The following is an 11892-nucleotide window of genomic DNA, read 5'->3' as shown; positions in this document are numbered from 1 at the left end:
GCGGGAGGGGGCGCCATGAGCGGAGCGCCGGCCGCCGGGTCGCGGCGCGGCAGGGTGCTGTCCGGGGTCGTCATGGCGGTGGGATTCGTGCTCTTCTTCGGCGGCTTCGCGGTGACGGCGCTGCTGTACCAGCCGTTCGCGGTGCCCACGAACTCCATGGCGCCGACGGTCGCGGCGGGCGACCGGGTGCTGGCCGAGCGCATCGGCGGCGACGAGGTACGGCGCGGGGACGTCGTGGTCTTCGAGGACCCCGACTGGGGTGACGCCACCATGATCAAGCGTGTCGTCGGCGTCGGCGGCGACACGGTGGCGTGCTGTGACGGGCGGGGCCGGATCACGGTCAATGGCGAACCGGTGACGGAGGCGTACCTGGACGCCGAGTCCGGCCGTGCCACGCAGGAGTTCGAGTCGGTGGTGCCCGAGGGGGAGCTGTTCCTGCTCGGCGACCACCGCGGGGACTCGCTGGACTCCCGCAGCATGCTGGACGGCTCCGGCGGCGGCAGCGTGCCGCGCGGGGCGGTGTCGGCGCGGGTGGAGGCCGTCGCCTGGCCGCTGGGCCGTGCGGGGCTGCTGGAGCGCCCGGAGGGCTTCGCCGGGCTGCCGGGCGGGATCTCTGAGCGGGGCCCGCTGGGGCCGCTGGTGCTGGCGGTGGCCGGGGGAGCGGTGCTGGTCTTCGGCGCCGGGCTGTACGGCCCCTGCGCCCGCTGGCGTGCCGCCCGCAGGGACCGCCGCGCAGTGCGGGCGTCGCGGGTGGCGCACAATGAGGGAACGCACGGCTGAAGGGGATCACGCCATGAGCGCCGAAGACCTCGAGAAGTACGAGACCGAGATGGAGCTGAAGCTCTACCGGGAGTACCGGGACGTGGTCGGGCTGTTCACGTATGTGATCGAGACCGAGCGGCGTTTCTATCTCACCAACGACTACGAGATGCAGGTCCACTCGGTGCAGGGGGAAGTCTTCTTCGAGGTGTCCATGGCGGATGCCTGGGTGTGGGACATGTACCGGCCGGCCCGCTTCGTCAAGCAGGTGCGCGTGCTCACGTTCAAGGACGTGAACATTGAGGAGCTGAACCGCAGCGAACTCGACCTGCCCGAGGACTCCGGCTTCGGGAGCGGCCGCACCGGCTGAACCTCACCCGGACGGGGGACCGGCGTTCCGCCGGGCGCCAGGTTGTCCACAGATGCGTGCCCCGGGTCCCGCGGGGGCCGCCGGCCCGGCAGGCTGCTGGCCATGACGACCACCGTGCTCGCACTGACTGGGCAGTTCCTCGCGCCCGTCCTGCTCTCCGCCGCCCTGCTGACCGCGCCCGCTGCCGGGCAGCGGGACCAGCAGGAGGGCCAGTGGCCCGTCGCCGGAAGCGGCGGCGGGCGGCCGCTCGTCGCGCGCGGCTTCGAGGCGCCCGCGGCGCCGTGGGCCGCGGGCCACCGGGGCGTGGACCTGGCCGCGGCGCGCGGCGCCCCCGTGCGCGCCGTCGCGGCGGGCACCGTCGTGTTCGCCGGCGAGGTCGCCGGGCGCGGGGTGGTCTCCGTGGAGCTTCCCGGCACGGGCGAGCCGCCGCTGCGCGTTACCTACGAGCCGGTGCTGCCCCAGGTGACCGAGGGAGAGCGGGTGCGGGCGGGCCAGCGCCTGGGCACACTGGGCCCGGACGCGTACCACTGCCCGGTGCCCTGCCTCCACCTCGGGCTGCGCCGCGGCGAGGGGTACCACGACCCGCTCAGCCTGCTGCCGCTGGGGCCGGCGCGGGGCCGGGACGTGCGGCTGCTGCCGGTGACCGGGGTGCCCGAGCCCGGCTGACGGTCAGCCGTGGATGTCGGCCAGCTTGGCGCGGAGCTGGAGGACCGACTTGCTGTGGATCTGGCTGACACGGCTCTCGGTGACGCCGAGGACCTCCCCGATCTCGGCCAGGGTCAGCCCTTCGTAGTAGTAGAGCGTCACCACGGTCTTCTCCCGGTCGGGGAGGGTGTTGACGGCGCGCGCCAGCAGCCGGCGCAGCTCGCGGTCCTCGGCCACCTCGACGGGGTTGTCCGCGGCCGTGTCCTCCAGGGTGTCCATCAGGCTCAGCCGGTCCCCGCCCTCGCCGCCGGCGTGCAGCAGCTCCTCCAGGGCCACCACGTTCGCCAGCGACAGCTGGCTGAAGACGCTGTGCAGCTCCTCCAGGGTGATGCCCATCTCCTGGGCCACCTCGGCCTCGGAGGGGGTGCGGCGCAGCGAGGACTCCAGCGTGGCGTAGGCGCGCTCGAAGGCCCTGGCCTTCTGCCGCACCGAGCGCGGGATCCAGTCCAGCGCACGCAGCTCGTCGATCATGGCGCCGCGGATCCGGGTGATCGCGTAGGTCTCGAACTTGATCGAACGGTCGGGGTCGAACTTCTCGATCGCGTCGATGAGGCCGAACACCCCGGACGAGACGAAGTCCGCCTGGTCCACGTTGGGCGGCAGTCCCACGCTCACCCGGCCCGCCACGTACTTGACGAGCGGGGAGTAGTGCAGGATGAGCTGCTCGCGCAGCCGCTCGTCGCCCGTGCTCTTGTAGGAGTGCCACAGCTCGTCGAGCGAGGTCGGCGGGGCGGGAACCGAGGCGCCCTCCGCCGCGGCCGGTGCTGCGGGAGCCGCGTGCGGAGGCCCGGGGGAGTGCGTTGGCATGCGTCGTCTGAAGCCGTTCTGCCAGGGGCGTGCGAGTCGTGCGGTTCTGGTGCCAGAACCCTGTGAGCGTAGCGTGACTGTAGTGTCGCGGTGCGCATGTGGCGAGCACCCCGTCATGCGCAGATACGTTCCGCTTGCCGCACCGCGGTGTTATGCCAGGGGCGCAGCCGGGAGTGTCGCGCGACGCAACTGCCAGTGCTCGCCCACGCGTTCGACGAACCCGAGGGCGGTCAGCTCGTGCAGCCGGGCCTCGGCGGCTTCCGGGCTGGTGCACGCGTCGCACGCCACCTGCTCCGCGCTCGCCGTGCCCGAGGCGGGCAGCGCGTCGAGCACCGCGGCGGCCGGGGGCGGCAGCAGGTCCCGTGCCACCACCGGCGAAGCCTCCTCGTCGGCCAGCTCACCCATGGCGCCCGCCACCTCGGCCACCTGGCCGGCGTCCGCCACCAGCACCGCGTCCTCCCGCAGCAGCCCGTGCGCCCCCGCCGACAGCCCGGAGGTCACCGGGCCCGGCACCGCCATGACGTGCCGGCCCAGCCGCCGGGCCTGGCGCGCGGTGATCAGCGACCCGCTGCGCGCCGCCGCCTCCACCACCACCGTGCCCCGCGTCAGCGCGGCGATGACGCGGTTGCGCTGCACGAACCGGCCGCGCGTCGGCCGCGCGCCCGGCGGCAGCTCCGTTGCCACCAGGCCGTGCTCGGCGACACGGCGCAGCAGCTCCCGGTGGCGCGCCGGATAGCCCGTGTCCACGCCGCAGGCCAGCACCGCCACCGTCACACCCCCGGCCGCGAGTGCTCCCCGGTGCGCTGCCCCGTCCACGCCGTACGCCGCCCCCGAGACCACCGTCCAGCCGCGCCCCGCCAGCCCCGCGCCCAGATCCGCCGCCACGTGCGCGCCGTAGTCCGTGCACGCCCGCGCGCCGACCACCGCGACCGAGCGCAGGGCCGTGAACCGCAGCGAGCGGGCGCCCCGCACCCACAGGGCCACGGGCCGGAGCGGGCCGAGGTCGTCGAGCTGGCTGGGCCACTCGTGGTCCTCCGGGCACACCAGGCGGCCCCCGAGCCGCGCCACCGCCTCCAGGTCCCGCTCCGGCCGCGCCCCCGCTGCCCGCAGCCGCAGCCCCGCCCACCGCTCGGCGCTGATCCCCGGCGGCCGGACGTCCTCGCACAGCGCCCGCCAGGCCGCCACCGGGCCGCGCTCGGCGAGCCAGCGCCCGACGTGCGCGTCGCCCGGCTCGGTGACCCGCGTCAGCGCCGCCCGCGCGCGCCGGGTCTCCGGCGCGGTCACGGCAGGCTCCCGGCGATCCCGGCGCCCCTCCGCACGCCCGTGCGCAGCTCCAGCGCGGCGTCGACGTCCTCGGCCGTGGGGCGGTCATGTCCCGCCAGGTCGGCCACCGTCCAGGCCACGCGCAGCACCCGGTCAAGCCCCCGGGCGGTCAGCAGGCCCCGCTCCAGATCCTGCTCCGCGCGCAGCAGCGCGCCGGGCGCCGGCGCGAAGCGCGTGCGCAGCTCGTGCCCCGGCACCTCGCCGTTCGTCCGCCAGGGGGTGTCCGCGTACCGCGCGGCGGCGCGCTCGCGCGCGAGCCGCACCCGGCCGGCCACCCGTGCCGTCGGCTCGCCCCGCCCGCCCTGCGACAGCAGCTCCGCGCGCCCCACCGGCTCCACCGGCACCCGCAGGTCCACGCGGTCCAGCAGCGGACCCGACAGCCGCGCCTGGTAGCGCCGGACGGCAGACGGCAGGCACTCGCACTCGCCGCCGGGCGAACCGTGCCGCCCGCACGGGCAGGGGTTGGCGGCCAGCACCAGCAGCACGCGCGCGGGCATCCGCAGGATCCCGGCGGCCCGCGCGACCACCACCTGCCCGGACTCCAGCGGCTGCCGCAGCGCGTCGAGCGCCGGGCCGCTCATCTCCGCCGCCTCGTCGATGAACAGCACGCCGTGGTGCGCCAGGGACACCGCGCCGGGGCGAGGGAAGCCGCTGCCGCCGCCGATCAGGGCGGCCATCGAGGCCGAGTGGTGCGGGGCGCAGAACGGCGCCCGGTCGATCAGCGGACGGCCGGGCGGCAGCGAACCCCCCACCGAGTGAACGGCGGTGACCTCCAGTGCCTCCTGACGGGTGAGCGGCGGCAGCAGACCGGGCAGCCGCTCGGCCAGCATCGTCTTGCCCGCGCCGGGGGCTCCCCGCAGCAGCAGGTGGTGGCGTCCCGCCGCGGCGACTTCCAGCGCCCTGCGGGCCAGGTGCTGCCCCGCGACGTCCGCCAGGTCGGGCTCGGGCCCGCCCGCGCCCGCCAGCCCGCACAGCCCCGGCGGCTGCGGGTGCCCCCACGCCGCGCCCGGCGGCCCCTCCCCGGGCGGCTCCCCGGGCTCCTCCGGCACGGGCTCGCCCGCGAGCAGGGCGATCAGCTGGCGCAGGCTCCGCACGCCCAGCACCGTCATCTCCGGTACCAGGGCAGCCTCCGCCACCGCCGCTTCCGGCACCACCACCCGCCGGTACCCGGCGTCGGCCGCCGCCAGCACCGCGGGTAGCACCCCGCGCACCGGCCGCACCCGGCCGTCCAGTGACAGCTCGCCCACCAGCACCAAGTCCGCGACGGACCGGGGGTCGATCCGCTCGGCTGCCGCCAGCACCCCGCAGGCCACCGCGAGGTCGAAGCCGCTGCCCGCCTTGGGCACGGAGGCCGGGCTCAGCCCGACCGTCAGCTTCTTCTGCGGCCAGTCCGCCCCCGAGTTGACCACCGCCGCCCGCACCCGGTCCCGGCTCTCGCTCAACGACCGGTCGGCCAGGCCCACCAGCGAGAACGACGCCACCCCTGGCTCCAGGTCGGCCTGGACCTCCACCACGACGCCCTCGACGCCGGTGAGGGCCACCGCGCCCGTGCGCGCGAACCCCATCACGCCACCCCCCGCGCGTGCTCCACCACGGGGGCGCCGCGCCCCGGCACCAGCACGCCGACCAGGTCGATCCGCACCCCGCCGGGCGGGGGCGCCCGGTGGACCGCAAGCCACCGCTCGGCCAGCCACAGCTGCGCCAGCCGCCGCAGCCGCGCGGCCTGGCGCGGGCCGAGCCCTGCCATGGGGTGCTGGAAGCACCCCGCCCGCCGGGTCTTCACCTCGCAGACCACCAGGCACGAGGCGTCCGCCGCGACGATGTCGATCTCGCCCGTCCCGCACCGCCAGTTCCGCTCCAGGACGGCCATGCCGGCCTCCCGCAGCCACCGCGCCGCCACCCCTTCACCGAAGCGGCCCAGCGCTCCTCGCGCGTTCATCCGCCCTCACCTCCGTCACTGACTGTGACGAAGCAGGGCGCGCCGCGTGAGAGGCTGTGGACAACTCCGGGCCGGGGCAGGACGGCGTCACCCGTGCGGGTGATGGGCGGGCCGCCGTGGCGGCGCTGCCAGCCGACCGGCGCCCCTGTCGTGGCGCCCCTGCGGTCCCGTACACTTCTGGTGGCGATCCGGGTACCGGATCGACCTCGCATGCCCCGCCATCCGGCGCGGCGGCTGCCGCCGCGGTGCCTGGGTGGACGCGTCACTCGGTCCCCGCGCCGCCTGCCGCCAGGCGGTCCGGGGTATGGCGCGCAGGGGCGTCAGGAGCGCCGGCCAGCCGGCCGGTGCGGACAACCGAGCGTTACAAGGAGAACGGCCATGGCCGTCGTCACGATGCGGGAGCTGCTGGAGAGCGGCGTCCACTTCGGGCACCAGACCCGTCGCTGGAACCCGAAGATGAAGCGCTTCATCTTCACCGAGCGCAACGGCATTTACATCATCGACCTGCTCCAGTCGCTGTCGTACATCGACCGTGCCTACGAGTTCGTCAAGGAGACCGTCGCGCACGGCGGCACCGTCATGTTCGTGGGCACCAAGAAGCAGGCCCAGCAGGCCATCGCCGAGCAGGCCACCCGCGTGGGCATGCCCTACGTCAACCAGCGCTGGCTGGGCGGCATGCTGACCAACTTCTCCACCGTGCACAAGCGTCTCCAGCGCCTGAAGGAGCTGGAGCAGATCGACTTCGACGACGTGGCCTCCTCCGGCCTCACGAAGAAGGAGCTGCTGGTCCTCTCGCGCGAGAAGGCCAAGCTGGAGAAGACGCTGGGCGGCATCCGCGACATGCAGAAGGTGCCGAGCGCGGTCTGGATCGTTGACACCAAGAAGGAGCACATCGCCGTCGGCGAGGCGCGCAAGCTCAACATCCCGGTCGTCGCCATTCTCGACACCAACTGCGACCCCGACGAGGTCGACTACAAGATCCCGGGCAACGACGACGCCATCCGCTCGGTCACGCTGCTGACCCGCGTGATCGCCGACGCCGTCGCCGAGGGCCTCATCGCGCGCTCCGGTGCCGCCGAGGCGAAGGGCGGCGAGAAGCCCGCCGAGCCGCTGCCGGAGTGGGAGCGTGAGCTGCTGGAGCGCGGCGAGGCCGGTGCCGCCGGCGGTGCCGCCGAGGAGAAGCCCGCGGGCGAGGCCGGTGCCGCGGCCGAGCAGCAGCCGTAACGGCACGACCCACTGAAGACTCCGGGAAGAGAATCAACGTAACCATGGCGAACTTCACCGCCGCCGACGTCAAGAAGCTCCGCGAGCTGTCCGGCGCCGGCATGATGGACTGCAAGAAGGCGCTCGACGAGGCCGAGGGCGATGTCACCAAGGCCGTGGAGATCCTGCGCGTCAAGGGCCAGAAGGGCGTGGCCAAGCGCGAGAGCCGCACGGCCGAGAACGGCGCCGTCGTCGCGCTGATCGCCGACGACCACAGCGCCGGCGCGCTCGTCGAGCTGAAGTGCGAGACCGACTTCGTGGCCAAGGGCGACAAGTTCCAGGCCGTCGCCGGCGCCGTCGTCCGGCACGTCTTCGACTCCGCCCCCGAGGACCTTCAGTCGCTGCTCGCCTCGGAAATCGAGCCGGGCAAGAGCGTCAAGGAGTACCTGGACGAGGCCAACGCCACGCTGGGCGAGAAGATCGTCCTCGACCGCTTCGCCCGCTACGCCGGCGGCTACGTCGGCTCCTACCTGCACCGCACCAGCCCCGACCTGCCGCCGCAGGTGGGCGTGCTCGTGCAGTTCGAGCAGGGCCCCGAGGACAAGCTGGCCGAGGCCGCCAAGGACGTCGCGCAGCACGTCGCGGCGTTCAGCCCGCGCTTCCTCGACCGTGACGACGTTCCCGCCGACACGGTGGCCAACGAGCGCCGCATCGCCGAGGCGACCGCCAAGGAGGAGGGCAAGCCGGAGGCCGCTCTGCCCAAGATCGTCGAGGGCCGGGTCAACGGCTTCTTCAAGGAGAACGTGCTGCTGGAGCAGCCGTTCGCCAAGGACAACAAGAAGACCGTGCGGAAGGTGCTCGACGAGGCCGGCGTCACGGTGACCGCGTTCACCCGCTTCCGCGTCGGCGCCTGACACCACCTGCCGCCGCGCCATCGGCGGCCGGACGGGCCCGGGCCCGCTATTGTCGGGTCGCAGACGCCCGGCCGCCGTGCCGTGGCCCGGTGACCGTGGTTGTGACGAGGAGGCCATTGCCAGCAGGGGACGTGCGGATGGAGTGGCGATCCGCTGGCGGTGGCCTCCTCGGTATGTGCGCGAGGAGAGTTCCATGAACCAGGACGACAAGCCCCGCCGTTTCCTGCTGAAACTGTCGGGCGAGGCCTTCGCGGGCAACGGCGGGCTCGGTGTCGATCCCGATATCGTGCACGCCATGGCCCGTGAGATCGGCGCCGTCGTCCGCGACGGCGTCCAGCTCGCCGTCGTGATCGGCGGCGGCAACTTCTTCCGGGGCGCCCAGCTCCAGCAGCGCGGCATGGACCGCGCCCGCTCTGACTACATGGGCATGCTCGGGACCGTCATGAACTGCCTGGCGCTCCAGGACTTCCTGGAGAAGGAGGGCATCGACTCCCGGGTGCAGACGGCCATCACCATGGGCCAGGTCGCCGAGCCGTACATCCCGCTGCGCGCGGTGCGCCATCTGGAGAAGGGGCGCGTGGTCATCTTCGGCGCGGGCATGGGGATGCCGTACTTCTCGACCGACACCACTGCGGCGCAGCGGGCGCTGGAGATCCACGCCGAGGCGCTGCTGATGGGGAAGAACGGCGTCGACGGCGTGTACGACTCCGACCCGGCGAAGAACGCCGACGCCGTGAAGTTCGACGCGCTGGACTACGGCGAGGTCATCACCAGGGACCTGCGGGTCGCCGACTCCACCGCGATCACCCTCTGCCGGGACAACGGGCTCCCGATCCTGGTGTTCGAGCTCCTCGCGGAAGGCAATATCGCCCGCGCGGTAAAGGGTGAGAAGATCGGCACACTCGTGAACAACCAGGGGCGGCGGGCCTGAAGCCGGTCCGCCACAGACATCGAAGCAGGAGCACGTGGTGATCGAAGAAGCCCTCCTCGAGGCCGAGGAGAAGATGGAGAAGACGGTCGTGGTCGCCAAGGAAGACCTGGCCGCGATCCGCACCGGCCGTGCGCACCCGGCGATGTTCAACAAGATCGTGGCCGAGTACTACGGCACCAAGACGCCCATCAACCAGCTCGCCTCCTTCTCGGTGCCCGAGGCGCGCATGGCCGTGGTGACGCCCTTCGACAAGAGCGCGCTGCGCAACATCGAGCAGGCCATCCGCGACTCCGACCTCGGCGTCAACCCGACGAACGACGGGCACATCATCCGGGTGGTGTTCCCCGAACTGACCGAGGAGCGCCGCCGCGAGTACATCAAGGTCGCCCGGGCCAAGGGCGAGGAGGCGAAGATCTCGATCCGCGGCGTGCGGCGCAAGGCCAAAGAGCTCATCGACAAGGCCGTCAAGGACGGCGAGATCGGCGAGGACGAGGGCCGCCGGGGCGAGCGGGAGCTGGACGAGACGACCGCCAAGTACGTGGCGCAGGTGGACGAGCTGCTCAAGCACAAGGAAGCCGAGCTGCTCGAAGTCTGACGGCCGCGGGCAGAGACGCCCCTGCCCTCCGTGCCGCCCTCCGACGAGGACCGAGATCCGAAGAGGACGCTGCGACCCGTGAACGAATCAACCTGGGGCCCGGTCCGGGCCGCCGGCCCCCGGGCCGGCGCATCCTACGCCCACTCCGGTCCGGTGTCCGGTCCGGCGGGTCCGCTGCGCGGCCCGGGCGAGGCGGCGCACACTCAGCCTATGCGTAAGGTGACCGGCACTGGCGGTGAGAAGCGGGACGGCGCCGGGGACGCGGGCTGCGGCCCTGGTGCCCGTACCCGGTCCCGGCGGGCGGGACGCGACCTGCGTGCCGCCGTGGGGGTGGGCGCGGGGCTGGGCGCGGTCGTCGTCGCCTCGCTGTTCGTCTACAAGCCCGTCTTCCTGGGCGTGATAGCGGTCGCCGTGGTGGCCGGGCTCGGGGAGCTGTCCTCGCGCCTGGCGGAGCGCAAGGACATCCGCCTGCCGCTGCCGCCGCTCGCGCTGGGCGGGGCGGCCATGGTCGTGGCCGGGTACGCGGAGGGCGCGCTCGCCGCGTGGCTGGCGACGGCGCTCACCGCGCTCGCCGTGCTGCTGTGGCGGGCGGCGGCGGGGGCGCAGGAGACGTACCTGCGGGACGCCACGGCCGGGGTGTTCGCGCTCTTCTACGTGCCGTTCCTGGCCACCTTCGTGGCCCTGATGCTCGCCGCGGACGACGGCGCCTGGCGCGTGTTCACCTTCCTGCTGCTGACGATCGTCAGCGACACCGGCGCCTACGCCGTGGGCTACCGGCTGGGCCGGACGAAGCTGGCGCCGCGCATCAGCCCGGGCAAGACGCGGGAAGGGCTCGCGGGCGCGGTCACCTTCGCCATGGCGGCGGGTGCGCTGTGTGTGCACTTCCTCATCGACGGCGGCTTGTGGTGGCAGGGGCTGCTGCTCGGCCTGGCGGTCGCGCTCAGCGCGACGCTGGGCGACCTGGGCGAGTCGATGATCAAGCGGGACCTGGGCATCAAGGACATGGGCTCCCTGCTGCCGGGCCACGGCGGGGTCATGGACCGGCTCGACTCGCTGCTGCCGACCGCGCCCGTGGTCTGGCTGCTGCTGCTGGTCTTCACGGGAGCGGGCTGAGCGTTTCCCCGCCGCGTCTGCGACACTGGCGGCATCATGCCTGCACCTGGAGAGCTCACGTTCGTCGCGCCGCGCGGGGCCGCCAAACCCCCGCGCCACCTCGCCGACCTCACCCCCGCCGAGCGCCGCGAGGCGGTCGGGGCGCTCGGTGAGAAGCCGTTCCGCGCCCGGCAGCTGTCGCGGCATTACTTCACGCGGCTGACCAGCGAGCCCGGCGACTGGACGGACATCCCGGCGGCGTCGCGCGGGCGCCTCGCCGATGCCCTGCTGCCGCCGCTGATGAGCGTGGTGCGCCACGTCAGCTGCGACGGCGGCGCCACCCGCAAGACGCTGTGGCGCCTGCACGACGGCACGCTGGTCGAGTCGGTGCTGATGCGCTACCCGGACCGCGTGACGATGTGCGTCTCCTCGCAGGCGGGCTGCGGCATGAACTGCCCGTTCTGCGCCACCGGGCAGGCCGGCCTGGACCGCAACCTGTCCACGGCCGAGATCGTCCACCAGATCATCGACGGCATGCGCGCGCTGCGTGACGGCGAGGTGCCGGGCGGGCCGGCGCGGCTGAGCAACGTCGTGTTCATGGGCATGGGCGAGCCGCTGGCCAACTACCGCCGCGTGCTGGGCGCCATCCGCCGCCTGACGGACGAGGCGCCCGACGGCGCCGGCCTGTCGCAGCGCGGCATCACGGTCTCCACGGTCGGGCTCGTGCCGGCGATGCGGCGCTTCGCCGGTGAGGGGCTGTCCTGCCGCCTGGCCGTCTCGCTGCACGCGCCGGACGACGAGCTGCGGGACACCCTGGTGCCGGTCAACACCCGCTGGAAGGTCCGTGAGGTGCTCGACGCGGCGTGGGCCTACGCCGACGCCTCCGGGCGGCGGGTGTCCATCGAGTATGCGCTGATCCGCGACATCAACGACCAGGAGTGGCGGGCGGATCTGCTGGGACGGCTGCTCAAGGGCCGTGGCGCGCACGTCAACCTGATCCCGCTCAACCCGACGCCGGGCTCGAAGTGGACCGCCTCGCGGCCCGAGGACGAGCGGGCGTTCGTCGCCGCGCTGGAGGCGCACGGCGTACCGGTGACCGTGCGGGACACCCGGGGCCAGGAGATCGACGGCGCCTGCGGGCAGCTCGCTGCCTCCGCCCGGTAGCGGGGCGGGCCGGTTCCCGGCCCGCTGCTATGGTAGAGCCGACCAGAGCCGGACAATCGCACCATCGGAACGCAGGTCGTCCAGCTCGCC

The 11892-nt window shown here is 73.7% G+C and carries 13 protein-coding genes; 9 read left to right on the top strand and 4 right to left on the bottom strand.

The window, feature by feature from the left end; all coding sequences use genetic code 11:
- The first annotated feature begins 15 nt into the window (after positions 1–15).
- The 3 genes from lepB to JK356_RS17110 all read left to right on the top strand — a co-directional run bounded on the left by lepB (position 16) and on the right by JK356_RS17110 (position 1795).
- Positions 16–780 (top strand): signal peptidase I, encoded by a 765-nt coding sequence (lepB, locus tag JK356_RS17120; protein ID WP_201869084.1) that lies wholly within the window; start codon positions 16–18, stop codon positions 778–780.
- A gap of 13 nt (positions 781–793) precedes the next feature.
- Entirely contained in the window at positions 794–1129 is a 336-nt protein-coding gene (locus tag JK356_RS17115; protein WP_201869083.1) for a DUF2469 domain-containing protein, read from the top strand.
- A gap of 102 nt (positions 1130–1231) precedes the next feature.
- Positions 1232–1795 carry a murein hydrolase activator EnvC gene (locus JK356_RS17110; RefSeq protein ID WP_201869082.1) on the top strand — a complete coding sequence of 188 codons (564 nt, stop codon included), beginning with the start codon at positions 1232–1234 and terminating at the stop codon, positions 1793–1795.
- 3 nt (positions 1796–1798) lie between these two features.
- On the opposite strand, the gene whiG is transcribed toward JK356_RS17110, so the two are convergent.
- The 4 genes from whiG to JK356_RS17090 form a co-directional block, all read right to left on the bottom strand.
- Complete coding sequence (whiG, locus tag JK356_RS17105; protein ID WP_201869081.1) at positions 1799–2641, bottom strand: RNA polymerase sigma factor WhiG; 843 nt, start codon at positions 2639–2641, stop codon at positions 1799–1801.
- 150 nt (positions 2642–2791) lie between these two features.
- Complete coding sequence (gene dprA / locus JK356_RS17100) at positions 2792–3925, bottom strand: DNA-processing protein DprA (RefSeq protein ID WP_201869080.1); 1134 nt, start codon at positions 3923–3925, stop codon at positions 2792–2794.
- Positions 3922–5529, bottom strand: coding sequence for a YifB family Mg chelatase-like AAA ATPase (locus tag JK356_RS17095; RefSeq protein ID WP_201869075.1), 1608 nt, complete (start codon positions 5527–5529; stop codon positions 3922–3924). Before JK356_RS17095 ends, dprA begins: the two co-directional genes overlap by 4 nt.
- The gene (locus JK356_RS17090; protein WP_201869074.1) at positions 5529–5903 is read right to left on the bottom strand and encodes a YraN family protein; all 375 of its coding nucleotides are present in this window, start codon (positions 5901–5903) and stop codon (positions 5529–5531) included. The genes JK356_RS17095 and JK356_RS17090 overlap by 1 nt, the downstream gene beginning before the upstream one ends.
- Positions 5904–6281: 378 nt before the next feature.
- On the opposite strand from JK356_RS17090, the gene rpsB reads away from it, so the two are divergent.
- The 6 genes from rpsB (at position 6282) to rlmN (ending at position 11802) form a co-directional block, all read left to right on the top strand.
- The gene (rpsB, locus tag JK356_RS17085; protein WP_201869072.1) at positions 6282–7127 is read left to right on the top strand and encodes a 30S ribosomal protein S2; all 846 of its coding nucleotides are present in this window, start codon (positions 6282–6284) and stop codon (positions 7125–7127) included.
- 44 nt (positions 7128–7171) lie between these two features.
- On the top strand, positions 7172–8020 hold the full coding sequence (tsf, locus tag JK356_RS17080; RefSeq protein WP_201869071.1) for a translation elongation factor Ts: 849 nt from the start codon (positions 7172–7174) through the stop codon (positions 8018–8020).
- A 193-nt stretch (positions 8021–8213) separates the two neighbouring features.
- The gene (pyrH, locus tag JK356_RS17075) at positions 8214–8951 is read left to right on the top strand and encodes a UMP kinase (protein ID WP_201869070.1); all 738 of its coding nucleotides are present in this window, start codon (positions 8214–8216) and stop codon (positions 8949–8951) included.
- Positions 8952–8988: 37 nt separating this feature from the next.
- Positions 8989–9546 (top strand): ribosome recycling factor, encoded by a 558-nt coding sequence (gene frr / locus JK356_RS17070; RefSeq protein ID WP_201869194.1) that lies wholly within the window; start codon positions 8989–8991, stop codon positions 9544–9546.
- Positions 9547–9624: 78 nt separating this feature from the next.
- Entirely contained in the window at positions 9625–10659 is a 1035-nt protein-coding gene (locus JK356_RS17065) for a phosphatidate cytidylyltransferase (protein WP_201869069.1), read from the top strand.
- Between the two features lie 36 nt (positions 10660–10695).
- Positions 10696–11802 (top strand): 23S rRNA (adenine(2503)-C(2))-methyltransferase RlmN, encoded by a 1107-nt coding sequence (rlmN, locus tag JK356_RS17060; protein ID WP_201869068.1) that lies wholly within the window; start codon positions 10696–10698, stop codon positions 11800–11802.
- Positions 11803–11892 lie beyond the last annotated feature (90 nt).

It is taken from the genome of Streptomyces sp. 7-21, from assembly GCF_016741785.1.
Classification (GTDB): Bacteria; Actinomycetota; Actinomycetes; order Streptomycetales; family Streptomycetaceae; genus Streptomyces.
Note: the sequence above shows the minus strand (reverse complement) of the source record. Positions and strands in the feature narration are given on the sequence as shown.